Consider the following 24,990-nt stretch of genomic DNA (forward strand, 5'->3'; position numbering starts at 1 on the left):
TTTTAAAATTTAAAATTATAAGTAATAGTTGGGATCGGAATTGCAAATATTGAAGTTTGATAGGCTTTTATTCTCCCTTCTTTTGTTACGAAAAAAATAGAATATGGGTTATTTCTACCTAGAACATTATATATCGAGATATTCCAAAAACTATGTGCTAGTTTTTTTATTTTATGATTTCCTTCAATATTTATTCCTATATCTAATCTGTAGTAATCGGGTATTCTAAATTTATTTCGATCACTATAAAGCGTATATTGGGCATTATTATAATAGTATTTACCTATTGGATAGGTTACGGGTCTTCCTGTTTGATAAACAAAATTAGATGAAAAACTGTATCGATGTGTAAATTTGTAATTCATTACAATGCTGACATCGTGTGGTTTGTCAAAATTTGTGGGGAAATAATTACCATTATTTACTTTCTCATCATTAAATTGACTATCAAGTTTTATAAACGCTCTTGAATAAGTATAGCCAATCCATCCGTTAAGTCTTCCCTCGGTTTTTTTTAATAAAAATTCTATTCCATATGCTTTTCCATCACCCTGAAGTAATTCAGTTTCTAAATCTTGGTTTAAAATTATGTTTGCTCCTACTTTGTAATCCAAAATATTTTTAGATGTCTTATAATAACCTTCTAAGCTAAGCTCAATGTCTTTATCGTTTAGTTTTTTGAAAAGGCCTAGTGAGTATTGTAAGCCGCTTTCTGGTTTTACATTCAAATCAGATAATTTCCAAGTATCTGTAGGCGCTTGTGTTGTATTGTTTGATAATAAATGAATGTATTGAAAGTTTTTATCAAAGCCAGCTTTTATAAAAAAGCTGTCATCAAAAATATATCTTAATCCTATTCTGGGTTCAAAGCCTCCAGAAGTATTAATTACTTCATTATTGCCGAATTTTTTTTCTTCTATTATTGTTGAAGGGGTCATAGGAACTCCTTCTTGATAAATTTTTTGAGTTGATTCTCCTAGCGCTGTATATAATGAGTATCTGGCTCCAATGTCAAATAATATTTTTTCGGATATTTTAAAATTATCAGATAAAAACAAAGCCGATTCTAAGCCTTTTTCGTTGTCTATTTTTTGTGGTTCTACAAGTGAAAATGATCCGTTAGGAGATAATTCTCCGGGGTTTACCTTATAAAACTTATTTGAAATTCCGTAAGTAAATTTATGTTTAGAGCTGTATGAAGTATTAAATTTTAGATTGACTTGACTTTCATTTATTTTGTATTTAAAAATGAATGATTCTGGATTAGAAGATTCATAATTAATGTTGAATTTATATTCGCTGTTGGTAACGTTAAATTCACTATTCGTTTTTTCGCTAAAAGTATGTTTCCATTTTAAAGAAATAAGTCTGTTGCTGTACTTGTACAATGAGTCTGGAGTTATGCTATAGGCATCTTTGCTATAATAGGCAGTACCTTCGACAGAATTGTTTTGATTTATTTTGTGATTGTATTTTGCAAATAAATCATAAAAAGAAGCTTGACTGTTTTTAAGATTTTCATCATCGATAGATTTTAAAACCCAATCAGAATATGTAGCCCTTCCGCCAATGAATAAGCTGGATTTTCCTTTTACTACAGGAATAGAAGCTGTTAAGTTGCTCGTTACAGGTCCAATTCCTCCTTCACCAGAAAATTTTTCTGTATTTCCATTTTTAGAAATTATATCAAAAACAGAAGATAATCTTCCTCCAAATTCGGATGGAATTCCTCCTTTATAGATGTCTACTTTGCTTATTGTATAAGGGTTAATAGAAGAGAAAAAACCAAATAGATGAGTAGGGTTGTATATTGTTGCATTGTCTAGTAAGATTAAGTTTTGATCTTCTTTTCCTCCACGTACATTGAACCCTGATGAGCCTTCGCCTGCGCTTTTTATTCCAGGAATAGTTAAGGCTACTTTTAGAATATCTCTTTCCCCAAGAACAAGTGGGATGGTTTTCATTCCTTCTGCCTCAATTGTTGTTAAGCCTGTTATAGCAGTTCTAATGTTTTGACTACTTTTTCCTTTTATGATTACTTCTTTTAATTGGTTTATTTTTTCTGCGATAGAAAAATCCAAATTTCCGTTGCTGTAAATCATTATTTTTCTAGATGCACTTATGTAGAGTATTGATTCAATTTCAATTGTGCTTATTCCTGTAGGGAGTCTTAAGCTATAAAATCCTAATGCATCTGTGATGGTGCTAATTGTAGTGTTTTTAGCTTTTACAGTTATGTCTGCCAAAGGTTTTTCGTCTTTCAGATCTGTAATATGGCCTGAGAGGGTATAAAAGTCAAGTTCAGAATCGATTTCTTCTTTTCCAATTAAGGCAATCGGATTTTCAGCGCTAGTTATTTTTTTTCCAATCGAATCGTATTGTTGGAAAAATATGGGTGCTAATTCCCTTGTGTTTTTGGATGGATATTTGTCGTAAATAATGCTGTTTTTGGTAAGTATTATTCTGTTTTTATCTATGAAAAAGTTCAGATCACTATCTTTAAAAACTTTAGTTAGCACTTCTTCAATAGTTTTGTTGGTGTAATTTCCAGATATTAAAACAGTATTGTCAAACCACTTTTCTTGAAAATAGAATTTATAATTTGTAGAAGCTTCAATTTTTTTTAAAACGTCAACTTGGCTAATATTGCTGTAGTTTATACTAATAGTCGGCTTTTGGTCTTGTGAATACAGGAATTGATTTAAACCAAAAAATAATAAAATAATAGTGAATATTCTCATTTAGATGATTTCTAGATATTAAAATTGTTAATGTATTTCATTAGACTTTTCATAAATAATCCGGGATCATCCTTTTTTAAATTTGTATTCATAAAGAAGAAATCATTTATTTTTCTTTTTTTATCAGGGAACAGTTTTATGATTTCTTTTTTATCATTTATAAGAATGAATTTGTTCTCTTTAAGTAATACATATTCATTTTTTTGTTTAAATTTAATAAGAAAAAAGTTATCTTTTAGGATGTCGTTTTTTTCTTTATAATACTTTATATAAAGAATAGAATCATCTCCAATAGGAGCTTCTTCATAATATCCACCTTTAAAGTTAGGGTTTAGCTCTTTCAGATTTACAAACTTTTCAATTCCTATTTTGAAAGAACTTATATTTTCTTTAAGTAGACTAATTTGAGTGTGGTTCGATTCGCTGTAAGGACTTAAGATTAGCTCATCATTATAGATGTCATACTTTAAGTAAAGATTTGAATAGATTTGATTGTTGTAATTAATACTTCCATTTCTAAAACCATCTGTAATATAATAGCGATTTTCATTGTCGACCGTTTTGTCAAAATTAAAATGTGCAGAACCATTTTTAAAGTCTAAAGATTCTATGCCAATATTTTTATCAAACCAATTATAGATTAAGGCTTCGTTGTTGTTTTGGCTGTAGGTGTTAAAGGTGTTTAGGAATAATCCAAATAAAATTATTAAATAAGGTTTTTTTTTAATTTTTTTCAAAGGATTGTTAGTTTAAATGTTTTTTTATTTTCAAAAATATTGAAAAAATCTTACAAAACTATTTTATAATGTTAAAATGTAATTTATTTTTTACATTTTTAAAGCGAAAAACCCCAATTCAAATGAATGAATTGGGGTTTTCTATAAATAAACCTTTAGTAAACTAAGATCTGATTACTCTTTTTTCTCCTCGCGTGGAGGTCTTGGCATAAGTGCTTTTTTAGACACTTTTTCTTTTCTAGTTTTTGGGTCAAGTCCTAAGTATTTCACTTCGAAAACATCTCCCATTTTAACTACATCGGCAACGTTTTCTGTACGTTCCCATGCCAATTCAGATACGTGTAATAAAACTTCGTTTCCTGGAGCAGCAGTATATTCAACTACAGCACCAAAATCTAGCATTTTGATTACTTTCACTTCGTAAGCTTCACCCATTTGTGGTTTGAAAGTGATTGACTTAATTTTAGCCAATACTGCTTCAATACCTGCGGGATCCGTTCCTAAGATTTCGATTACACCTTGCTCATCAACTTCGTTGATAACGATTGTAGTTCCAGTAGCTTTCTGTAATTCTTGAATCACTTTTCCACCAGGTCCAATCAAAGCACCAATAAAGTTTCCAGGAATTGTTCTAGTGATAATTTTTGGAGCATAAGGTTTAACATCTTCTTTTGGAGCTGCTAAAGTTTCGATTAATTTTCCAAGAATATGCAAACGACCATCTCTAGCTTGAGCTAAAGCTGCTTCCATAATCTCGTATTTCAATCCATCAATTTTTATGTCCATTTGACAAGCTGTGATTCCTACAGAAGTTCCAGTTACTTTAAAGTCCATATCTCCTAAGTGATCTTCATCACCAAGAATATCAGACAATACAGCAAAACGTTCTCCGTCGGTAATCAATCCCATTGCAATTCCAGAAACTGGACGAATCATTTGAATACCAGCATCCATCAAAGATAATGTTCCAGCACAAACTGTTGCCATAGAAGAAGAACCATTAGATTCTAATACTTCAGATACCACACGAATGGTATAAGGACAATCAGCAGGGATCATGTTTTTTAATGCTCTTTGCGCCAAGTTTCCGTGACCAACTTCTCTTCTTGAAGTTCCTCTTAAAGGACGTGCTTCACCAGTTGAGAAAGGAGGGAAGTTATAATGCAAGTAGAATTTTTCTTCACCTTGTTCCGATGGAGAGTCGATTTGGTTTGCTTCTCTAGAAGTTCCTAAAGTTGCTGTTGCCAATGCTTGCGTTTCTCCACGTGTAAACAATGCAGATCCGTGTACAGATGGTAAATAATCTACTTCTGACCAGATTGGTCTGATTTCTGTAGTTTTTCTTCCATCTAAACGTGTTCCTAAATCTAGGGTTACGTTACGAACAGCTTCTTTGTTTGTTTTGTAAAAGTATTTAGAAACTAAATCGCCATTTTCTGCCAATTCTTCTTCTGTAAATAAAGCTTTTACTTCTTCTTTTACCTCTGCAAATGCAGCAGTACGTTCTTGTTTTGAAGAACCTTTACTTGCAATAGCATAAATTTTATCATAAGATGCTGCTTTTACTTTAGCATAAATAGCGTCATCTGTTTTTTCAGTTTCGTAAGTACGAACTTCTTTTTTCCCAAAAGCAGCTTGCAAACGTAGTTGAGCTGAAATTTGATTTTTGATATGTTCGTGTGCAAATTTAATTGCTTCTAACATTTCCGCTTCCGAAATTTCTTTCATCTCTCCTTCTACCATTGCGATAGAATCCATTGAAGCCCCAATCATCATATCAATATCTGATAATGCTAATTGAGCGCGACTTGGGTTGATGATGAATTTTCCATCAATTCTACCAACTCTAGCTTCAGAGATTAAAGTTTCGAAAGGAATGTCAGACAAAGCTAAAGCTGCTGAAGCGGCTAAACCTGCTAATGCATCTGGCATTACATCTTCGTCATAAGACATTAACTGAATCATAACTTGCACTTCTGCATGGTAATCATCTGGGAAAAGTGGACGTAAAACACGGTCAACTAGGCGCATTGTTAATACTTCGCTGTCACTTGGTCTTGCTTCTCTTTTGAAAAAGCCACCTGGGAAACGTCCAGCTGCAGCAAATTTTTCACGGTAATCTACCGTAAGAGGTAAAAAATCGATACCTGGACTTGCTTTCCTTGAAGAAACTACTGTTCCTAAAATAACAGTTTTTCCTATTCTTACTACTACAGATCCGTCCGCTTGTTTGGCTAAACGACCTGTCTCGATTGTGATGTTTCTGCCATCACCTAAATCGATACTTTCTACAAATAATTGTGGAATCATAAATTTAATTATAATTAGTTAAACATGGGTTCTAGTTGTGTTGTAGTTGTTGTTTGCGTAGTTAATGCCTAAAACCCAATGAAAAACCAAACTTTTTTTCTTAATAAAATAATTGTAAATAAATACAATCTGTAAAAACAAAAAGAGGCACTTTCGCACCTCTTTTTTTATATTGATTATTTTCTAATACCCAATACTTTGATAATTTCACGATATCTGTTGATTTCTTTCTTTTTCAAGTAATCCAACAAAGATCTTCTTTTACCTACTAATAATACTAATGAACGCTCAGTATTGTAATCATGACGATTTTTTTTCAAGTGCTCAGTTAGGTGACTAATTCTGAAAGTGAATAAAGCAATTTGTGCTTCAGCTTTTCCAGTGTTTGTTTTTTCTCCGTGTTGTGCGAAGATTTCTTCTTTAATCTCTTTAGTTAAATACATTCCAATATTATTTAATGATTTTTATGTATGTCATACAGCTATTGTAAGACGGTGGCAAAAGTAAAACAAAATTTTGAATTGACAAATAGAATTAATGACTTTTGTGTGGTTTCCCTAATTGGTTTATACAATGGTAATTGGAATGGTATGGGAGACTCTTACAGGTACGCCTCTCATTTTTCCAGGAACCCACTTTTTATAGTTTTTTATCACTCTTATAGCTTCTTTGTCTAGCTCGTTATCTAGTCCTTTTAGAACTCTTACATCAACAACGCTTCCGTTTTTTTCAATAGTAAATAATAAATAGATTTTTCCTGAAATTCTATTTATTAAAGCTTCCTTTGGTATTATTAAATTATTACCAACATACTTATAAAAATGTTCTATTCCTTTTTCTGATTTTGGTTTTTCAAATAAGGCTGTGTAAGGCAATTCTATACCGTTAGAATCAGTTGTTATTCCTGAAACTAATTTTCCTTCAGTATAAAATTCGATGAATTTCATACTGAACGATTTGCTGTAACCTTGCCATTCTCCATCTTTTAATCCGTCTTTAATTCTTCCTTTTAAATAGATACCAGCGCTGTCTGTTGTTTCGTATTCTCCATTGCCATTAATTACTTTTTGTTCACGCTCTTTATTCCAAAATTGAATTATCTTATAATTATCCACAAGTTCGGAATGGTTCTCTATAACTTCATTTACACCCTGAATGGTTCCATCATCAAAATAATTATATTGGATTCCATATTGTGTATTATTTTTATAATTTGAAATAGATTTTTTATTCCCGTTTTCATAATAGTTGATGAAAGCGCCTTCTCTCTTGAGGTTGTCTCTGTTTGTAGAGATGCCTTTCATTTTTATTTTTCCTGATTTGTAGTAATCGTTAATCACATAGCTATCGCTTTCTAAATTATAATTTCTAATTATTCTATAGTATTTATGATTTGCTTCTGAAGTTTGACTACCCAGTGAATCTAGGAAAATCTTCGCGCTGATAGCTTTAGAAGTTTGCGAAAAAGCGATGCTTGTAATTAAGAGTAGTGCAATTGTATATAGCTTGTTTTTCATTGTTTGGTTTTGATGAAAAACAAATGTAAAAATTTTAGTACAATTTGGCAATCTCTTCGTTTACAAATTCTAAAAATCGCTCGTCAGCTTCTGTAAATGGATCAATTACATGACTGTCAATGTCTATTTGGCCAATGTTTTTTCCGTTAACAAATAATGGAACAACAATTTCGGATTTTACCGTAAAACTGCAGGCGATGTAATTGTCTTGGGCGGCAACATCGGGCACAACAAAATTATTGTTGGAAACAGCCACTTGTCCGCAAATACCTTTTCCAAAAGGAATTACGGTGTGATCCGTTTCGGCTCCAATATATGGTCCTAAGTGTAGGGTTTGGGTGTCGTGATTTGCAAAATAAAACCCAACCCAGTTGTAGTACTCTATATTTTTATTTAAAAGTTGACAGACAGCTAAAAGTTTTTCGTCTTTCGAAAGTTTTTGGTCTAATGTAATTGCGGATACTTTTGGTTTTAATTCCTGAAATGTCATGTTTTTATTTTTTTTGTAAAAGTATTTAAAGTACCTTTTGAAAATTATATAAATTTGTTAAAAAAATAGATTTTGAAAAAATACTTTACTCTGTATAGGCCTTTTTTGCTTTTTTTGACAAAGTTTTTTTTGACATATATTATACTTACCTTGGTTTATCAAAAGTTTTTGGAAAGTTTTGATAACAATAAGGTCGATTTTGTTACTCAACTAGTGGCCGATAATACAAAGCAACTGATGAATTTGTTTGATGCTGATGTGGCGATCGAGAAAGATAAATCGGAGTCATATATTCGGTTGTTTTATAATCAACAATATGTAGCCCGAATAATTGAGGGTTGTAATGCAATAAGTGTGATTATTTTGTTTGCTTCATTTGTAGTGTCGTTTTCAGGAAGATTGAAATATACTTTGTCTTTTATTGTTTTAGGAAGCTTATCTGTTTATGTATTAAATGTGGTGCGAATTGCTGTATTATCTGCTTTATTGTATTTTTTTCCGAGTCAAAATTCAATAATTCATGGAGTTGTTTTTCCGCTATTTATTTATGGAGTTGTTTTTGTTTTATGGATAATCTGGATTCGTAAATTCTCTTTATATGCTAAAAATACTGCTGAAACATAAGATAAGAATTGTGTTCGGATTGTTTTTTATTCTTCTGTTTGCCTTAGTACGCGCTTTTGAGGATTATTTGTTTTATGATCCCTTTTTGAGTTATTTTAGAAGTGATTTTAGTGGTTTGTCTCTTCCTTCTTATAGTCCGATTAAATTGTTTTTCGGTTTGCTTTTTAGATATTCGCTAAACTGCTTAATATCGATAGCGTTGATCTACGCTCTTTTTAAAGATGTTTCAATGGCGAAATTTGCTTTGTTTTTATATCTTCTTTTCTTCTTGATTTTGATTTTCTGTTTCTATGCTATTATTTATTTTTATGGAGAAACAAATAACTTGATGCTTTTTTATGTGAGGCGTTTCCTTATACAGCCTCTTTTTGCCTTATTGTTTATCCCAGCATTTTATTATCAAAAATTAAATATGTGATTTTTTTTGTTTATCTTTAATTGATTGTTATTTGGTTGTATTTCAATTAATTGAGCGTAATGAAAATAGTTAAACACTCGGGAGATGTAGTTGATTTTGAACCTGAAAAACTTAGGAAGTCACTAATGAAATCGGGTGCTGATTCGCTGATTGTTGATGATATTGTAAATAAAATTAACAAGGAAATTTACGAAGGGATCGCTACAAAGCATATTTACAAAAGAGCTTTCGGTTTATTGAAAAAGGAAGCAAATTCACATGCCGCTCGTTATAATTTAAGAGCGGCCCTTCAATTATTGGGTCCTGCTGGTTTTTTCTTTGAAAAATATATTGCACGGCTTTTTTCTGCAGAAAAATACGAAATACGAAATAATTTAATTCTGCAAGGTAGATGTGTGTCTCATGAAATAGACGTTTTGGTAAAAAAAAACGATGTAATAGCCATGGTAGAGTGTAAGTTTCATGCTGGTCGAGAAGCTGCTTCTGATATAAAAGTCCCTTTGTATGTTCTTTCTAGATTTAATGATTTGAAAGGAAAAGAACATGTCATTTTTTCTAAAGAAGAAACGGTTTCTAAATGCTGGATTGTTACCAATAATAGATTTACTTCGGATGCTACCGAGTTTGCAAAGTGTTCTGGAATGAGTTTGTTGAGTTGGGATTATCCAAAAAATGACAATTTGAAAACAAAAAACGATATTGATTGTCTTTATCCTGTAACCTGTTTGACTACACTTTCTATTGCAGAAAAAGATAAGTTGTTAATTCTGGATATTATTTTGGTTAAGGAAATAATGAATAATTCGAATTGTTTGGAGAAAATTGGCTTAAGTGCAGCAAGGATAAAAAATGTTTTGAAAGAAGTAAGAGAGTTAAGCCGATGCGTTTTAAAGCTTTGAATTTTATTGATCTTTAAAAAACAATGTCATGAAAATTAAATTTATTGGAGGAGCCGGAACTGTAACTGGTTCAAAAACATTAGTAGAAAGCAATGGAATTCGGATTTTGATTGATTGTGGCTTGTTTCAAGGGATAAAGCCTTTGCGGGAACTCAATTGGGAGCCTTTGCCAGTTTTGCCATCAACAATAGATTTTGTTTTGTTAACTCATGGGCATTTAGATCATTGTGGTTGGCTGCCAAGATTGGTAGATCAAGGTTTTAAGGGGAAGATTTATTGCACAGGACCTACAAAAGAAATTTCAAAGCTAATTCTGCTAGACAGTGCTAAAATTCAAGAAGAAGAAGCGGAGAAAGCTAATAAAGGAAATTATTCCAAGCATGAGATTGCGGAACCTCTTTATGATGTAAAGCAAGCTGAAAAAGTTTTTCCTTTTTTTAGAGTGATTAAAACCAATGAGGCTGTTCCTTTGGATGCTCAAATCGAGGCTGTTTTTATCACTGCGGGTCACATTATAGGTGCGTGTAGCATTGAATTAATGCTTGAAAATAAAACCTTGGTTTTCTCGGGCGATGTTGGTCGGGATAATGATGCCTTAATGTATCCGCCAACCAAGCCTAAAAAAGCAGATTATGTATTTCTTGAAAGTACCTATGGTGATAGACTTCATCCCGATACTGATGCTAAGTTAGAGCTAGAGATGTATATTAATAATACTTTTGAAAAAGGCGGCACAACCATCATTCCTAGTTTTGCAGTAGAACGAGCTCAAACGATTATGTACTTATTATGGCAACTTAAACAGGAAAATAAAATTCCTGATATTCCTTATATTATAGATTCTCCAATGGGAGTTGGGGCTTTTGATGTTTTTTTTAATAATTTGAAATGGCATAAGCTAACATTGGATGAGTGTATAGCAATGAGTAAGATGTTTGTGATGATTACGGATTATAAAGACACAATAGAAGCTATTTACGATAAAAATCCTAAAGTTGTGATTGCGGCAAGCGGAATGGTGACTGGCGGAAGAGTTTTGAGTTATTTAGAACACTATATTGGTTTGCCTGAAACGACAGTCATTATTGTAGGTTATCAGGCAGAAGGAACGCGTGGCAGAAAATTAATCGAAGGAGCCAAAGAAATTAAAATTCATGGTAAGTATTATCCTGTATTGGCAAAAGTTCTTGAAATAGAAGGCTTGTCGGCGCATGGAGATCAGAAAGATTTACTGAATTGGCTTTCAGCCTTGGAGAATAAACCTACGAAAGTGTTTTTGGTTCATGGCGAGAACCAGCCGGCAGATGAGCTTCGTATAAAAATTCATGAACATTATGGTTTTGATTGTACGGTTGCTTTGATGGGACAAGAGTTTGAGATTTAATTTTTAACATGTATTTAACTGTAAAAAAGATATTAAATTGTTATTTTTGCTGTATGAAGTTTAAGAAGCACATTAGTTTACTTTTAGCAATTTTCTTATTGGTTTCCAATTTGGGATTGGCTATAAATGTGCATTATTGTGGCGGCGAAATTGCTTCTGTTGCTCCAGTCTATTTAAAAAAAACCTCAGTTGAGCAAAGTGCTGAAAAAGCTTGTTGTAGTGTTGTTTCAAAAACCAAAGAGGAATGTTGTAAGGATAAAGTTGTTCATTTTGAGAAAAATTCAGATAACTTTGTTGTAAAAAAATTCTTTTCTAGTATAGCAATTGCTATTCTGGTGCATGAATGGAGACCTGCTGTTTTTTTATCAACTTCAAATTTTAAAGTTTACTCAGTACCTCCTTATTTTTGTGATGCAAACGCACCTCCTTTTTTTAAATTATACAACCAATATATTTTCTACGCCTGATTTTAATGTTTATATAAGGGTTAGCTACTTATTGTGGCTAAAAAAAACTTTTTAAAACATTAAAATTATATCATGAATAAACAAATTACAATGCTTTTGTTGTTTTTGTTGTGCGCTTTTAATTCCTATTCTCAAGATACTTTACAGGAAATTAAAGTTAAAACAACGCGTAAAAGCTTAAAAAAATCGTATACCTTAACTTCAAATACAACTACGCTTACGAGCAAGGAATTACTCAAAGCTGCTTGTTGTAATCTTGCCGAAAGCTTTGAGACCAATCCTTCTATTGATGTTAGCTTTTCCGATGCTTTAACGGGAACTAAGCAGATAAAAATGCTCGGCTTGACGAGTCCTTACTTGATGATTACCGAAGAGAATATTCCATCTGTTCGAGGAGCTTCTCAAGCGTATGGTTTGTCATTTACGCCAGGTACTTGGGTCGAAAGTATTCAAATCACCAAAGGAGCAGGATCTGTTGTGAATGGTTTTGAAAGCATTTCGGGGCAAATAAACACAGAATTGATTAAGCCAATAAACGATATTCCTTTTTTCTTGAATGTTTATGGGTCAACGGATTCCAGATTTGAATTGAATACTCATTTCAATAGGAAAATTTCCGATAAATGGAGTAGTAGTCTTTTTGTTCACGGAAACGCTAGGGTTTCTAAAAACGATATGAATGAAGATGGTTTTTTGGATAATCCATTAGGGAAACAAATCAATGTATTGAATCGTTGGCAATATACTGATGCTGAAAAAGGCTGGGTGAGTTTTGTTAATTTCCGTTATATGAATGACAAAAAACAAACGGGCGAATTAGGATTTGATCCTGATAGAGATAAAGGAACAACCAATTATTGGGGTTCAGAAATAAACACGGAGCGTATTGATGTTTCCACTAAGTTGGGTTATGTTTTTCCGGAGATGCCTTATCAAAGTTTTGGTTTTCAAAATGCTTTCAACAGCCATGACCAAGATTCTTATTTTGGGTTGAATCAGTACAATATCAAGCAAAAAAGCTATTATTCAAATTTGATTTTCAATTCGATAATCAATAATACCATGCATAAATTTGCTACGGGTTTGAATTTTGCATACGATGCATATGCTGAATTTGTGAATGTTGTTGATTATAGCAGAATTGATAATTCGATTGGTGCTTTTTTTGAATACACCTATGATAACTCCGATGATTTTAGTTTAGTTCTAGGAGCAAGGGTCGATAATCATAATCGTTTGGGAACTTTTGCTACGCCAAGATTGCACGCTAGGTACAATCCTTGGGAGAAAGGGGTTTTAAGATTCTCGGCAGGAAGAGGCAAGAGAAGTGCTAATATTTTTGCAGAGAACCAACAGCTTTTTGCGAGCTCAAGAACATTTGATATTTTAAATACCGGCGGAAAAAATTATGGATTAAATCCTGAAATTGCTTGGAACTACGGAGTGAGTTTTATGCAGGGATTTAGCTTGTTTAATAGGGGAGGTGATTTTGGATTTGATTTTTATAGAACCGATTTCAAAAATCAGGCAGTGGTTGATTTATTTGAAAGCCCACAACAGGTTTTGTTTTATAATTTGAATGGAAAATCTATTGCTAATAGTTTGCAAGTGGAGTTTAATTATGAACTAGCCAAACATTTTAGTCTTCGAACCGCCTATAAGTATTACGATATTCAAACCGATTATTTATCTGGAAGCTTTCAAAGACCGCTGCAAGCGAAACATCGTTTTTTTGGTAATTTAGCTTATGAAACGCATATTGTAGAAAAAGGAAAGCAATGGAAATTTGATTATACTTTAAATTGGCTAGGAAAACAGCAATTGCCTTCAACTAATGGGAATCCAACGGAGGATAGACTGCCGGATTTTTCACCTTCTTTTTCTGTGATGAATGCACAGATTACTAGAACTTTTTCTTCTACTTTTGAGGTTTATGTCGGAGGGGAGAACATTGGAAATTACAAACAAGAAAAAGCAATTCTTGGCGCTGGTAATCCTTTTGGAACTACTTTTGATACTTCAATTGTGTATGCGCCTGTTTTTGGTCAAATGTATTACGCAGGATTGCGTTTTAAAATTAAATAAACTTTTAATAAATATTAAAGAATGAAAAAAGTAATTATAATGATGGCCGTGCTGTTTATAGGATTGAGCACTCAAGCACAAGAAAAAAAGAATAAAAACGCCAAACATAATGTTACCGTTAATGGTAATTGTGAGATGTGTAAAAAGCGAATAGAGAAAGCTGCTTATGCTGTTTCGGGAGTAAAGTCAGCGACTTGGGATATTAATACACATGTATTGGGCTTGATTTTAAACGAGCAAAAAACAGCACTTTTGGATGTTGAGAAAGCAGTTGCAAAAGTGGGACATGATACAAAAGATGTTAAGGCGACTAAAGAGGATTATGATAATCTTCATGGCTGTTGCATGTACGAAAGAAATTAGTTTTAGAATCCAAGGCGTAAGCCTTGGATTTTTCTTTAAATTAATAGTTAATAAAACTTTAAAACGAATCAATAAATTGTTGTTGTTGTAATTTATCATTACTTTCACGCACGAATTATTTTAGCATAAAAAACATAAAGAATGAGCGATTTTGATTGGAAAAATTTGATTGACCCACTATTTTATATTCATTTTGATATTAATGGGGTAAAAATGGGGATTTACATAGTTTTATTTATTGTATTTGCTGAAACAGGACTTTTTGCCGGTTTCTTTTTGCCAGGAGATAGCTTGCTTTTTCTTGCAGGAATTTATAATAGGGAGTTAATTGAAAATATATTATTTATTGAAAGTGATTTTGTAAATGTTGTGCTTTTGTCGTCAATGGTGGCAGTGGCTGGTATTTTGGGTAATATGATAGGTTACTGGTTTGGTTCTAAAAGCGGTTACTATTTGTATAATAAACAGGATTCTTTCTGGTTTAAGAAAAAATACCTCGTTCAGTCCAAAGACTTTTTTGAAAGACATGGTGGAAGAGCTATTATTTTTGCTAGATTCTTGCCTATTTTTAGGACTTTTGCGCCAATTGTAGCCGGAATTGTGACTATGGAAAAGAAGAAGTTCATGTTTTATAATGTGGTGAGTTCTATAGTGTGGTCATTTACTTTAATTTTCGCAGGGCATTATCTGTATGGATTTTTGCTTGATAACTATGAAATTGATTTGAAAGAGCATATTGAATTGATCGTTATTGGTTTGGTGGTTCTTACACTTTTACCAGTGCTTCTTAAATTTGCTAAAAAAAGTCCTGTAACGGAAGAAGGTAAATAGAAAATAATCTATATAGCGTTTTAATTGGTTTCTCAAAAAAATCAGTTTTATATAATAAAAAAATCCGTCTCGTTAGATAACGAGACGGATTTTTTATTTTCAAGAAAGTCTGATATTACATCATTCCCGGCATACCGCCACCCATTGGCATTCCGCCAGCGTTTTCTTCTTTAATATCGATTAATGCACATTCTGTAGTTAAGATCATTCCAGAAACAGATGCAGCATTCTCAAGTGCAACACGAGTTACTTTTTTAGGATCAATAATTCCAGCTTTTAGCATATCTACATATTCGTCAGTTTTTGCATTGTATCCAAAATCACCAGAACCTTCAGCAACTTTTGCAACAACTACAGAACCTTCAAGACCTGCATTTTCAACAATAGTTCTTAATGGAGATTCAATAGCGCGAGATACAATTTGGATTCCGGTTGCTTCGTCAGCATTGTCTGCTTTTAAGTCAGCTAAAGCATTTTTAGCTCTTAATAAAGCCACACCTCCGCCAGCAACAATTCCTTCTTCAACAGCAGCGCGAGTAGCGTGTAAAGCGTCATCAACTCTGTCTTTTTTCTCTTTCATTTCAACTTCAGAAGCGGCTCCAACATAAAGAACAGCAACACCACCAGCTAATTTAGCTAAACGCTCTTGCAATTTTTCTTTATCATAATCAGATGTAGTAGTTTCCATCTGACCTTTGATTTGGTTCACACGATTTTTGATCATGTCAGCTTCACCAGCACCACTTACAATTGTAGTGTTGTCTTTGTCGATAGTTACTCTTTTTGCAGTTCCTAACATTTCGAGAGTGGTATTTTCTAAAGTATATCCTCTTTCTTCAGAAATTACAGTTCCACCTGTTAAGATTGCGATATCTTCTAACATTGCTTTTCTTCTGTCTCCAAAACCAGGAGCTTTTACAGCAGCAATTTTAAGAGCACCACGTAATTTGTTTACTACTAATGTTGACAAAGCTTCGCCATCAACATCTTCGGCAATAATTAATAATGGTTTTCCTGATTGAGCAACTGGCTCTAAAACAGGTAGTAATTCTTTTAAAGAAGATACTTTTTTATCATATAATAAGATGTATGGAGAGTCTAATTCAACTTCCATTTTCTCAGGATTTGTAACAAAATATGGAGAAAGATAACCTCTGTCAAATTGCATTCCTTCAACAACATCAACGTAAGTATCCGTTCCTTTGGCTTCTTCAACAGTAATTACACCTTCTTTACCAACTTTTGCAAAAGCATTAGCAATTAATTCGCCAATTACTTCGTCATTGTTAGCAGAGATTGATGCAATTTGTTTGATTTTATCAGAATCACTTCCAACCATTTTAGATTGCTTTGCAAGGTCAGCAACAATAGCTTCAACTGCTTTGTCAATTCCTCTTTTTAGATCCATTGGATTTGCGCCTGCGGCAACGTTTTTCAAACCTTCTTTTACGATTGCTTGTGCTAAAACGGTAGCAGTCGTTGTTCCGTCTCCGGCTAAATCGTTGGTTTTAGAAGCTACTTCTTTAACCATTTGAGCTCCCATGTTTTCTAATGGGTCTTTTAATTCGATTTCTTTTGCAACAGAAACACCATCTTTAGTAACTGTTGGTCCTCCAAAAGATTTTCCAATGATTACATTACGACCTTTTGGTCCTAGGGTTACTTTTACTGCATTTGCCAATGCATCAACACCACGTTTTAATCCGTCACGTGCTTCTATATCAAATTTTATGTCTTTTGCCATTTTTAAATTGCTTTAGGCAGTAGGCTTTAGGTTTTATGCTTTTTCCTGACTGCGGATTATTATTTGTTTTTTGCTTGAAGCTTAAAGTGTGTTGCTTAAAGCTTTTTTTAATTTGTAAATTTTGCTTTTGATTATATTTATTGATTTCTCGAGATTTTCAAATAATTCAATATTTATATAATTTAAATCTTTTGAAAGAATGAGTAAATATTCTGTCTCATTTGCTGAACCTAAAGCAATATTAAGAAATTGATTAAATTCTTTGTCACTGTTTCTTCCACAACCTTCACTTATATTTGTTGGGATTGAAGACGATGCTCTACGAATCTGACTTGTTAAACCATATAATTCTTCTTTAGGAAAATTAGAAGTATGTTTATAGATTTCTAAAGTGAAAGAGTGGCTCAATTGCCATATTTCATATTTCTTGAAGTCTCTCATTTTCTTTTTGCGTATTGCTTAGAGCCTATAGCTTAAAGCTCTTTTAGATTATTGCAAGAATATCATCTTCTCTCATTATCAGGTAATCTTTTCCTTCTAATTTCAATTCGGTACCCGCATATTTTCCGTAAAGTACACTATCGCCAATTTTAACGGTCATTATGTGTTCTTTGGTTCCGTTTCCAACTGCAACAACAGTTCCTTTTTGTGGTTTTTCTTTAGCGGTATCTGGAATAAAAATCCCTGACGCAGTTTTGGTTTCAGCAGCTACTGGTTCTATAAGAACGCGGTCAGAAAGTGGTTTAATGTTTAAAGCCATGATTTTATTTTTTTTAATTTTATGAATGTTTTAGATTTCAGAAATTGTGCCATTCTCCTAAAGATGACATTTTTTCTTATAAAAAATGCCAGCTTTGACAGGCTGGCACTTAGTGTATTTGAGTAATGAATTATTTTCCTGAATTTGCTGGTGCTGGTGTGTTTTGAACAGGTGCAGCAGGAGCAGTAGTTTCTGTATTGTCGATAATTTTAGAATCGGTATCGCTTAATGTTCCAGTGAAACTTAAACTTGAAAGCAATACTAATGCGATTAAGATAGTTGCCAATGTCCAAGTGCTCTTGTCTAAAAAGTCAGTTGTTTTTTGTACACCACCTAACATTTGAGAACCACCTATAGTTGATGATAATCCACCGCCTTTAGGATTTTGAACCATTATAACTACGATCAATAGAAAACAAACTATAGTTATTAAAACTAAAAAAATTGAAAATGTGCTCATTGTTTATTTAATTATTTTGTTGTAAAATCTTTATATCCGAGATGCGGTCTGCAAAGAAACTACTTTTTTCTGGATATTTCAAAATTAATATTTCATAAGCTTGAATCGCTTTTTGATATTTTTTTTGTTCTAAATAGACTCTTGCCAAAGTTTCGGTCATCAGATAGGTATTGTCATCCTTATTTATATCAATATGGATTATAGGTGTCGCACCATTTTTAACTGGTGATATCTTTGGACTGGCTTCAATGAATTTGTCTATTAATTCTGCTTTTTTCTTTTTTTCTTCGCTTTCGAATACAGGTTTTGGAGCATTGATGACTTCCTCTTCTCTGATTATGCGCTGGGTACTGGAAAGCTGTAGCCATTCTTGGAAAGAATGTGTTTCTTTTTTTGAAAAGTCTAAAGGTTTTCCAATAGACAGTTTATCTTCAATTTCAGTTGAATCCTCTTTGGTTTCACCCGCTTGGGCTTCCTTAATAGAAGTTAGAATCGATTGTTCTATGGTATTTGCTTTTATTTCCAGTTTTCTTTCTGGAACAAGTACCCTGCTGTCAATTACATTTATATCGAGAAGTTCGAGTGCTTTCTTATCGTATAACTTTTTCTCAATCGCAATAAAATAATCAGATGTTATAAAATCGAACAAAACCGCTCTGTCGGTAGTATAAGCTGCGGTTACTTTTAAAGCTTGATTGTACTTAAAACTATTTTGATTATAGAGTCCTTTTAATCGTAAAGCTCTTGCGCTTTGGAAAAAAGGAAACTCCTCCAAAACTTTTTCCAAATCAAGCGTTTGCTTCTCGGAAATTGAGTCGGGTTTGTTAATTAAATAAGTATAATCGGTTACATTCATAAAGATTATTCGTTTGTTTTGTTATTCGTTTATTTGTTTTCCGATTAATCGAAATGAACAAATCAACACATCCTTTACCATTTAGCAAGAGATTCATTGAAAATATCTTGGGTAATTCTTTCAAAAATATCTTTTAAGGCTGCATTCAATGTTGCCCCGGTAAGTTGTTGGGTTGCGGGATAATCGTAATAAAATTCGAAAGGCTTTTCAAAATTGTCTGCCTCTTTGTTTTTATTGGTAAATCGAACATTGATTCTTATTTTCAAACGGTTTTGTGATGCTTGTTGATCAGCAGTTGCTGTCATTGGGCTAATTCTATAATCTACAATTTCACCTTCGTAGGTTAAATCACCTCCATTTTTCACCAGATTTAAATTGGTTTGATTCTGAATAAGTTCTTGTAATGCAAGTGTAAATGTTCTGTCAATTCCAGGTTCAATCAAATCAGCATTGTTTTGAAAGAAGTTTACTTGAAATGTTTTTGCGTCAATTTTTCCTGTTCCGGTAAAGTTGTATACGGAGCAGCTGCTAAAAGTAGCAAGCAATGCAAAAGAAATTATTAGGTGTAAGTGTCTCATTGTTCTGTTTAAAATTGCTTTGCCAGTCCGCTAACGTTTGGGTCAAAGATATTCATTTTAATGTTTAAATTATTTGTTGGGGATTACTCTCTTTATTGGAACAAATTATAAATCAAATTGTTTTATTTTTCGGTATAAGGTTCTTTCGGAAATTCCTAATTCATCGGCTGCGGCCTTTCTTTTTCCCTTGTTTTTTTCCAATGATTTTTTAATCATCTCAATTTCTTTTTGTTCTAATCGCAAAATTTCTTCTTCTTCAATAGTTTCTGCAAAAAGATAGCTATCATCATTTTCCTGATAATCTTCCTCTTTATTTTGGGCAGTAATCAAAGCAGTTCTTGGTTCTTCTTCAAAATCGATTTCACTGTCGTTTTCTTTCGAACCGTATATTTTTTTGATTAAATTGGGATTGGTTTCCTGTACTTTAGAACTGCCATTTTGCATTAATTCTAAAGTAAGTTTTTTTAAATCATGCAAATCACTTTTCATGTCAAAAAGCACTTTGTACAAAATTTCTCTTTCGTTACTGAAGTCGCTTTCTTCTTTTTTGGTTTTTATAACTGAAGGTAAATTACTTCCTTCGGTTGGTAAGTAGGATTGTAAAGTTCCGGCAGTGACATCGCGATTGGTTTCTAAAACCGAAATTTGCTCCGCTACATTTCTTAGCTGACGGATGTTTCCATTCCATCTGAATTTTTGCAATACTTGGATGGCTTCTTCATCCAGTCTTAAAGGGGGCATTTTATACTTATGAGCAAAATCAGCAACAAATTTTCTGAATAATAAATGTATGTCATCTTTTCTGTTACGTAAAGGAGGTAATGAGATTTCTACGGTGCTTAGACGGTAGTACAAATCTTCACGGAATTTTCCTTTTTCGATGGCATTGAATAAGTTGACATTGGTGGCTGCCACAATTCTTACATCTGTTTTTTGTACTTGTGAAGAACCTACTTTTATAAATTCGCCATTTTCCAGTACACGCAATAATCTCACTTGTGTAGTCAGGGGTAATTCGCCTACTTCGTCAAGAAAAATAGTTCCACCATTGGCGACTTCAAAATAGCCTTCGCGAGTATTGGTTGCTCCTGTAAAAGAACCTTTTTCGTGGCCAAAAAGTTCGCTGTCAATTGTTCCTTCGGGTATTGCACCACAGTTTACGGCAATATATTTGCCATGTTTTCTATGCGAAAGAGAATGAATGATTTTTGGAATACTTTCTTTTCCAACACCACTTTCTCCTGTAACTAACACTGAAATGTCAGTGGGAGCAACTTGAATTGCTTTTTCTATGGCGCGATTAAGCTTCGGGTCATTCCCGATAATCTCAAATCGTTGCTTTATATTTTGAACTGTTTCCATTTGTCTTTGCGAGGCACGAAGCAATCTCTTTTTTATTTTACCAAAAATTCGCGAATTTCAACCAAACCAAATTTTGCGATTGTGTTTTAATTCATTTCACTTAATCCAACAGCTTCACCTTTCAAAGTTCCGCTGGTGCAAGAGATGATTTTCACGTTCACGAAGTCGCCAATCTTGTAGTCTTCTTTTGGAAAAACTACTGTGATACTTTGTGAGTTTCTACCTGAAAATTCTTCGGTCGATTTTTTCGAAACTTTCTCTACCAGAACTTCTACTGTTTGACCAATAAATTCTTCAGAGCGCAACCAAGCATGTTTTTGTTGCAAGTCTACAATTTCCTGTAATCTTCTGGCTTTCGTTTCTTCGGTTACGTCATCTTCCATTTTTCTTCCTGCCAAAGTTCCCGGACGTTCTGAGTACGAATACATATAACCAAAATTATATTTTACGTATTCCATCAAACTCAAGGTGTCTTGATGGTCTTGTTCGGTTTCAGTAGGAAAACCAGCAATCATATCTTGCGAAATAGAACTGTTGGGAATGATGGTTTTGATTTTGTCAATCAAAGTCATGTATTCTTCCCGAGTGTGCAAACGATTCATTTCCTTCAAAATTCGGTTGCTTCCTGATTGAACCGGTAAGTGAATGTGTTTGCAAATATTTGGATGCTTCGCAATAACGTGCAATATGCTTTCGTGCATGTCTTGCGGGTTTGAAGTTGAAAAGCGAATACGCATTTTAGGAAAACCTACCGCTACCATTTCAAGCAATTGGTCAAAATCTACCGCCGTTGCTTTTTGCATTTCAGAGGCATTTTCGAAATCTTTTTTCAATCCACCGCCATACCATAAATAACTGTCAACATTTTGTCCCAAAAGCGTAATTTCCTTAAAGCCTTTGTCCCACAAATCCTGAATTTCCTTCATGATACTTTGTGGTTCTCGGCTGCGTTCGCGCCCTCTTGTAAAAGGGACCACGCAAAAGGTACACATATTGTCGCAACCGCGTGTAATGGAAACCAAGGCGGTAATTCCATTACTCATCAATCGCACCGGAGAAATATCGCCATAAGTTTCATCTTTCGATAAAATTACGTTGATAGCATCTCGTCCTTCCTCAACTTCGGCTAATAAATTAGGTAAATCTTTATATGCATCCGGACCTACAACTAGGTCTACAATTTTCTCTTCTTCTAAGAACTGACTTTTCAAGCGTTCGGCCATACAGCCCAAAACGCCCACTTTCATCTTTGGGTTAATGCGTTTTACGGCATTGTATTTTTCTAAACGTTTGCGAATTGTTTGTTCCGCTTTATCTCTAATGGAACAGGTGTTTACCAGGACCAAGTCGGCTTCTTCTAAAGTTTGGGTGGTATTGTATCCGCCATCAGATAATATGGAAGCTACGATTTCACTGTCGGAAAAATTCATTGCGCAGCCGTAACTTTCTATGAATAGTTTTTTAGTGTTTTGCGGTTTTTGTTCTAAGACAAGAGTTTCCCCTTGTTTGCTTTCTTCAATAATCTTTTCCATAATTCACTTTCAAAAGTGTGTTTTAATAAGGCGGTAAAGGTACAATTATTTGAATGAATCTGACAAGATGTCAGACGAAGAATTAACATTGTTTTTTGTTTTTAAAGTAAAGAGGGTGGTCTTTCTGTTGTAAATAAAATTGATTTATTACTACTTGTTAAGGAAAGGATGTTGGAACATTCGATGTTAAAAAAAGAAGGTTTTTGATACTTATTTTTATTTATCTTTGATTGATTTAATTTTTAAAAATCCCTATATTTAAAAAAAATAGATACTTTTGTCCTAGAAAAATAGAGCAATGGCAAAGAATTTAGTGATAGTTGAGTCACCTGCAAAGGCGAAAACGATAGAGAAATTTCTGGGGAGTGATTTTCAAGTAGAATCAAGTTATGGGCATATTGCCGACTTGCCTTCTAAGGAAATCGGGGTAGATGTAGAGAATGGTTTTAAACCTAAATATGAAGTTTCTGCTGATAAAAAAGCATTGGTCTCCAAGTTAAAAACTTTAGCCAAGAATGCCGAAATGGTTTGGTTAGCAAGTGATGAGGATCGCGAGGGAGAGGCTATTTCTTGGCATCTTGCCGAAGAATTAAAATTAGATAAAAAGAAAACAAAACGAATCGTTTTTCACGAAATTACCAAAACGGCAATTCTGAAAGCGATCGATAATCCGAGAGAAATTGATTATAATTTAGTCAATGCGCAACAAGCAAGAAGGGTTCTTGATCGATTAGTAGGTTATGAATTGTCTCCTGTTTTATGGAGAAAAATTAAAGGCGGTTTGTCGGCTGGGCGTGTGCAATCAGTTTCAGTACGTTTGATTGTAGAACGCGAGCGTGAAATCCATAATTTCAAGGCGATAGCTACTTATTCTGTTGTGGCAGAATTCACTAATGAAGCGGGAAAATCATTCAAAGCGAAACTTCCTAAAAACTTCAATACAAAAAAAGAAGCCGAAGATTTTTTAAATAAAAATATAGGTTCTACATATAAGGTAGCGGATTTAGAAACAAAACCTACCAAAAAAACACCAACGGGCCCTTTTACTACTTCTACTTTACAGCAAGAAGCGGCGAGAAAGCTGTATTTACCGGTTGGAATCACGATGCAATTGGCGCAACGTTTATACGAAGCCGGACTTATTACTTATATGAGAACGGATAGTGTGAACTTGTCAAAAGACGCGATGGAAGCTGCTGAGGCTGAAATTATCAAATCGTATGGTAAGGAATTTTCTAAACCTCGAACATTTACCAATAAAAGCAAAGGAGCACAGGAAGCACACGAGGCGATTCGTCCTACGGATATGTCGCGTCATACTGTGAATATCGACAGAGATCAAGCGCGTTTGTATGATTTGATCTGGAAAAGAACCTTGGCTTCGCAAATGAGTGATGCACAATTGGAACGTACCAACGTGAAAATTGAAGCAAACAATCACGGTGAGGTTTTCACGGCTTCAGGCGAAGTTTTGCTCTTTGAAGGTTTCCTAAAAGTGTATTTGGAAGGTCATGATGACGATGAAGAAGAGCAGGAAGGTATGTTGCCGGCGATGAAAGTCAATGAAAAATTACAAAATAATTACATCACAGCTACCGAAAGATATTCTCGTGCAGCAGCAAGATATACAGAAGCTTCTTTGGTTAAAAAATTAGAGGAACTTGGAATCGGTCGTCCTTCTACTTATGCGCCAACTATTTCTACGATAATCAACAGAAATTATGTAGAGAAAGGAAATCTAGACGGTCAGGAAAGAAACTACACTCAATTGACTTTGCAATCTGGAAAAGTAGGAGAGAAGTTGTTGAAAGAAAATACGGGTTCTGATAAAGGGAAATTGGTTCCTACGGATATCGGGACAATTGTTACCGATTTCTTGGTGAAGAATTTCGGAAATATATTAGATTATAATTTCACGGCAAAAGTGGAGCATGATTTTGATGAAATTGCCGAGGGAAATATGGAATGGGCAAAAATGATGCAGGAGTTCTACGATCAGTTTCATCCAACGGTAAAAGATGTTGAAGCTAATGCAGAGAGAGAAAGTGGTGAGAGAATCTTGGGGACGGATCCAAAAACAGGAAAGCCAGTTTCGGTTCGTTTAGGGAAATTTGGTCCGATGGCTCAAATTGGTGCAGCAGATGATGAGGATAAAAAATTTGCTAGTTTAATGGCAGATCAAAATATCGGAAATATTACTTTGGAGGAAACGCTGAATTTATTTTTGTTGCCAAAAAATCTAGGACAATATAAGGATGAGGAAGTAGAGGTGAGTAATGGTCGTTTTGGACCATACATTCGCCACGGAGCGGCTTTTGTTTCTTTGCCAAAAGGCGAAAATCCCTTAGACGTTGATTTTGAAAGAGCAAAGGAATTAATTGATGAAAAAGCATTGGCTGATGCTCCGATAGCAGTTTATAAAGGAGAAGGTGTTCAGAAAGGCGTTGGCCGTTTTGGGCCTTTTATCAAGTGGAATGGCATTTTTATAAACGTAAGCAAGAAATACAATTTTGATAATTTATCTCAGGCCGATATTGAGGCGTTGATTGAAGATAAATTGCAGAAAAACATTGATAAAGTTTTGCATAACTGGGAAGAAGAAGGGATTTTGGTTGAAAAAGCTCGTTGGGGACGCTCAGTAATTACTAAAGGAAAAATTAAAATTGAACTAAGCAAAGATGTTGATGCTACAAAATTAACATTGGCGGAAGTTCAAGAAATGATTGCCAAAAAGACTCCTGCTAAGAAAGTTGCTGCCAAAAAAGCACCAGCTAAAAAAACAGCTGAGAAAAAACCAGCAGTGAAGAAACCCGTAGCTAAAAAGAAATAAGA

The 24,990-nt window shown here is 33.8% G+C and carries 23 protein-coding genes; 9 read left to right on the forward strand and 14 right to left on the reverse strand.

Annotated features, from left to right (window positions below; all coding sequences use genetic code 11):
* Nucleotides 1-2 precede the first annotated feature (2 nt).
* The 6 genes from ACMDB5_RS06540 to ACMDB5_RS06565 form a co-directional block, all read right to left on the reverse strand.
* Nucleotides 3-2,741, reverse strand: coding sequence for a TonB-dependent receptor plug domain-containing protein (locus tag ACMDB5_RS06540; RefSeq protein WP_414000205.1), 2,739 nt, complete (start codon nt 2,739-2,741; stop codon nt 3-5).
* An 11-nt stretch (nt 2,742-2,752) separates the two neighbouring features.
* Nucleotides 2,753-3,478 carry a hypothetical protein gene (locus ACMDB5_RS06545; RefSeq protein WP_414000206.1) on the reverse strand — a complete coding sequence of 242 codons (726 nt, stop codon included), beginning with the start codon at nt 3,476-3,478 and terminating at the stop codon, nt 2,753-2,755.
* 174 nt (nt 3,479-3,652) lie between these two features.
* Nucleotides 3,653-5,788, reverse strand: coding sequence for a polyribonucleotide nucleotidyltransferase (locus ACMDB5_RS06550; RefSeq protein WP_414000207.1), 2,136 nt, complete (start codon nt 5,786-5,788; stop codon nt 3,653-3,655).
* A 176-nt stretch (nt 5,789-5,964) separates the two neighbouring features.
* A complete protein-coding gene (rpsO, locus tag ACMDB5_RS06555) occupies nt 5,965-6,231 on the reverse strand; it encodes a 30S ribosomal protein S15 (protein ID WP_367755033.1) in 267 nt (88 codons plus the stop codon).
* Nucleotides 6,232-6,354: 123 nt separating this feature from the next.
* The gene (locus ACMDB5_RS06560; protein WP_414000208.1) at nt 6,355-7,305 is read right to left on the reverse strand and encodes a TonB family protein; all 951 of its coding nucleotides are present in this window, start codon (nt 7,303-7,305) and stop codon (nt 6,355-6,357) included.
* Between the two features lie 34 nt (nt 7,306-7,339).
* Entirely contained in the window at nt 7,340-7,795 is a 456-nt protein-coding gene (locus ACMDB5_RS06565; protein ID WP_414000209.1) for a GAF domain-containing protein, read from the reverse strand.
* 72 nt (nt 7,796-7,867) lie between these two features.
* Here ACMDB5_RS06565 and xrtF point away from each other — a divergent pair, with 72 nt between their 5' ends.
* The 8 genes from xrtF (at nt 7,868) to ACMDB5_RS06605 (ending at nt 14,866) form a co-directional block, all read left to right on the forward strand.
* A complete protein-coding gene (xrtF, locus tag ACMDB5_RS06570; protein WP_414000210.1) occupies nt 7,868-8,419 on the forward strand; it encodes an exosortase family protein XrtF in 552 nt (183 codons plus the stop codon).
* Nucleotides 8,394-8,837: an exosortase F system-associated membrane protein gene (locus ACMDB5_RS06575; RefSeq protein ID WP_414000211.1), complete on the forward strand. Its 444-nt coding sequence runs from the start codon at nt 8,394-8,396 to the stop codon at nt 8,835-8,837. Before xrtF ends, ACMDB5_RS06575 begins: the two co-directional genes overlap by 26 nt.
* 59 nt (nt 8,838-8,896) lie before the next feature.
* Nucleotides 8,897-9,736, forward strand: coding sequence for a restriction endonuclease (locus ACMDB5_RS06580; protein WP_414000212.1), 840 nt, complete (start codon nt 8,897-8,899; stop codon nt 9,734-9,736).
* 28 nt (nt 9,737-9,764) lie between these two features.
* Nucleotides 9,765-11,120, forward strand: coding sequence for an MBL fold metallo-hydrolase (locus ACMDB5_RS06585; RefSeq protein ID WP_414000213.1), 1,356 nt, complete (start codon nt 9,765-9,767; stop codon nt 11,118-11,120).
* A 53-nt stretch (nt 11,121-11,173) separates the two neighbouring features.
* Nucleotides 11,174-11,587 carry an HYC_CC_PP family protein gene (locus tag ACMDB5_RS06590; protein WP_414000214.1) on the forward strand — a complete coding sequence of 138 codons (414 nt, stop codon included), beginning with the start codon at nt 11,174-11,176 and terminating at the stop codon, nt 11,585-11,587.
* A gap of 72 nt (nt 11,588-11,659) precedes the next feature.
* The gene (locus ACMDB5_RS06595; protein WP_414000215.1) at nt 11,660-13,672 is read left to right on the forward strand and encodes a TonB-dependent receptor plug domain-containing protein; all 2,013 of its coding nucleotides are present in this window, start codon (nt 11,660-11,662) and stop codon (nt 13,670-13,672) included.
* 21 nt (nt 13,673-13,693) lie between these two features.
* Nucleotides 13,694-14,035, forward strand: a complete 342-nt coding sequence (locus ACMDB5_RS06600) for a heavy-metal-associated domain-containing protein (RefSeq protein ID WP_414000216.1) — start codon at nt 13,694-13,696, stop codon at nt 14,033-14,035.
* Between the two features lie 141 nt (nt 14,036-14,176).
* Entirely contained in the window at nt 14,177-14,866 is a 690-nt protein-coding gene (locus tag ACMDB5_RS06605; protein ID WP_414000217.1) for a DedA family protein, read from the forward strand.
* Between the two features lie 115 nt (nt 14,867-14,981).
* Here ACMDB5_RS06605 and groL read toward each other — a convergent pair whose 3' ends face one another.
* From groL to miaB, 8 genes are all read right to left on the reverse strand, one after another.
* Entirely contained in the window at nt 14,982-16,610 is a 1,629-nt protein-coding gene (gene groL, locus ACMDB5_RS06610) for a chaperonin GroEL (RefSeq protein WP_414000218.1), read from the reverse strand.
* 81 nt (nt 16,611-16,691) lie between these two features.
* Nucleotides 16,692-17,051: a four helix bundle protein gene (locus ACMDB5_RS06615; protein WP_414000219.1), complete on the reverse strand. Its 360-nt coding sequence runs from the start codon at nt 17,049-17,051 to the stop codon at nt 16,692-16,694.
* Between the two features lie 43 nt (nt 17,052-17,094).
* Nucleotides 17,095-17,370, reverse strand: coding sequence for a co-chaperone GroES (groES, locus tag ACMDB5_RS06620; protein WP_414000220.1), 276 nt, complete (start codon nt 17,368-17,370; stop codon nt 17,095-17,097).
* Between the two features lie 130 nt (nt 17,371-17,500).
* Nucleotides 17,501-17,830, reverse strand: a complete 330-nt coding sequence (secG, locus tag ACMDB5_RS06625) for a preprotein translocase subunit SecG (protein ID WP_414000221.1) — start codon at nt 17,828-17,830, stop codon at nt 17,501-17,503.
* Between the two features lie 7 nt (nt 17,831-17,837).
* Nucleotides 17,838-18,686: a tetratricopeptide repeat protein gene (locus ACMDB5_RS06630; RefSeq protein WP_414000222.1), complete on the reverse strand. Its 849-nt coding sequence runs from the start codon at nt 18,684-18,686 to the stop codon at nt 17,838-17,840.
* A 74-nt stretch (nt 18,687-18,760) separates the two neighbouring features.
* Nucleotides 18,761-19,264: an LptE family protein gene (locus ACMDB5_RS06635; RefSeq protein ID WP_414000223.1), complete on the reverse strand. Its 504-nt coding sequence runs from the start codon at nt 19,262-19,264 to the stop codon at nt 18,761-18,763.
* Between the two features lie 105 nt (nt 19,265-19,369).
* Nucleotides 19,370-20,626, reverse strand: a complete 1,257-nt coding sequence (locus ACMDB5_RS06640; RefSeq protein ID WP_414000224.1) for a sigma-54 interaction domain-containing protein — start codon at nt 20,624-20,626, stop codon at nt 19,370-19,372.
* An 86-nt stretch (nt 20,627-20,712) separates the two neighbouring features.
* Nucleotides 20,713-22,158, reverse strand: a complete 1,446-nt coding sequence (gene miaB, locus ACMDB5_RS06645; RefSeq protein ID WP_414000225.1) for a tRNA (N6-isopentenyl adenosine(37)-C2)-methylthiotransferase MiaB — start codon at nt 22,156-22,158, stop codon at nt 20,713-20,715.
* 298 nt (nt 22,159-22,456) lie between these two features.
* On the opposite strand from miaB, the gene topA reads away from it, so the two are divergent.
* Nucleotides 22,457-24,988, forward strand: coding sequence for a type I DNA topoisomerase (topA, locus tag ACMDB5_RS06650; protein WP_414000226.1), 2,532 nt, complete (start codon nt 22,457-22,459; stop codon nt 24,986-24,988).
* The last annotated feature ends 2 nt before the right edge of the window (nt 24,989-24,990 follow it).

The organism is Flavobacterium sp. W1B (genome assembly GCF_047344965.1).
Classification (GTDB): Bacteria; Bacteroidota; Bacteroidia; order Flavobacteriales; family Flavobacteriaceae; genus Flavobacterium.

What these genes read in the sequence shown, in the direction of transcription:
- ACMDB5_RS06605 (WP_414000217.1), top strand. Translation starts at nt 14,177, where the DNA reads ATGAGCGATTTTGATTGGAAAAATTTGATTGACCCACTATTTTATATT.
- miaB (WP_414000225.1), bottom strand. Translation starts at nt 22,158, where the DNA reads ATGGAAAAGATTATTGAAGAAAGCAAACAAGGGGAAACTCTTGTCTTA.
- ACMDB5_RS06615 (WP_414000219.1), bottom strand. Translation starts at nt 17,051, where the DNA reads ATGAGAGACTTCAAGAAATATGAAATATGGCAATTGAGCCACTCTTTC.
- ACMDB5_RS06560 (WP_414000208.1), bottom strand. Translation starts at nt 7,305, where the DNA reads ATGAAAAACAAGCTATATACAATTGCACTACTCTTAATTACAAGCATC.
- secG (WP_414000221.1), bottom strand. Translation starts at nt 17,830, where the DNA reads ATGAGCACATTTTCAATTTTTTTAGTTTTAATAACTATAGTTTGTTTT.
- ACMDB5_RS06580 (WP_414000212.1), top strand. Translation starts at nt 8,897, where the DNA reads ATGAAAATAGTTAAACACTCGGGAGATGTAGTTGATTTTGAACCTGAA.
- ACMDB5_RS06550 (WP_414000207.1), bottom strand. Translation starts at nt 5,788, where the DNA reads ATGATTCCACAATTATTTGTAGAAAGTATCGATTTAGGTGATGGCAGA.
- ACMDB5_RS06640 (WP_414000224.1), bottom strand. Translation starts at nt 20,626, where the DNA reads ATGGAAACAGTTCAAAATATAAAGCAACGATTTGAGATTATCGGGAAT.
- ACMDB5_RS06575 (WP_414000211.1), top strand. Translation starts at nt 8,394, where the DNA reads ATGCTAAAAATACTGCTGAAACATAAGATAAGAATTGTGTTCGGATTG.
- ACMDB5_RS06590 (WP_414000214.1), top strand. Translation starts at nt 11,174, where the DNA reads ATGAAGTTTAAGAAGCACATTAGTTTACTTTTAGCAATTTTCTTATTG.
- ACMDB5_RS06540 (WP_414000205.1), bottom strand. Translation starts at nt 2,741, where the DNA reads ATGAGAATATTCACTATTATTTTATTATTTTTTGGTTTAAATCAATTC.
- ACMDB5_RS06635 (WP_414000223.1), bottom strand. Translation starts at nt 19,264, where the DNA reads ATGAGACACTTACACCTAATAATTTCTTTTGCATTGCTTGCTACTTTT.
- ACMDB5_RS06565 (WP_414000209.1), bottom strand. Translation starts at nt 7,795, where the DNA reads ATGACATTTCAGGAATTAAAACCAAAAGTATCCGCAATTACATTAGAC.
- ACMDB5_RS06585 (WP_414000213.1), top strand. Translation starts at nt 9,765, where the DNA reads ATGAAAATTAAATTTATTGGAGGAGCCGGAACTGTAACTGGTTCAAAA.
- ACMDB5_RS06595 (WP_414000215.1), top strand. Translation starts at nt 11,660, where the DNA reads ATGAATAAACAAATTACAATGCTTTTGTTGTTTTTGTTGTGCGCTTTT.
- rpsO (WP_367755033.1), bottom strand. Translation starts at nt 6,231, where the DNA reads ATGTATTTAACTAAAGAGATTAAAGAAGAAATCTTCGCACAACACGGA.
- ACMDB5_RS06630 (WP_414000222.1), bottom strand. Translation starts at nt 18,686, where the DNA reads ATGAATGTAACCGATTATACTTATTTAATTAACAAACCCGACTCAATT.
- ACMDB5_RS06600 (WP_414000216.1), top strand. Translation starts at nt 13,694, where the DNA reads ATGAAAAAAGTAATTATAATGATGGCCGTGCTGTTTATAGGATTGAGC.
- groES (WP_414000220.1), bottom strand. Translation starts at nt 17,370, where the DNA reads ATGGCTTTAAACATTAAACCACTTTCTGACCGCGTTCTTATAGAACCA.
- topA (WP_414000226.1), top strand. Translation starts at nt 22,457, where the DNA reads ATGGCAAAGAATTTAGTGATAGTTGAGTCACCTGCAAAGGCGAAAACG.
- groL (WP_414000218.1), bottom strand. Translation starts at nt 16,610, where the DNA reads ATGGCAAAAGACATAAAATTTGATATAGAAGCACGTGACGGATTAAAA.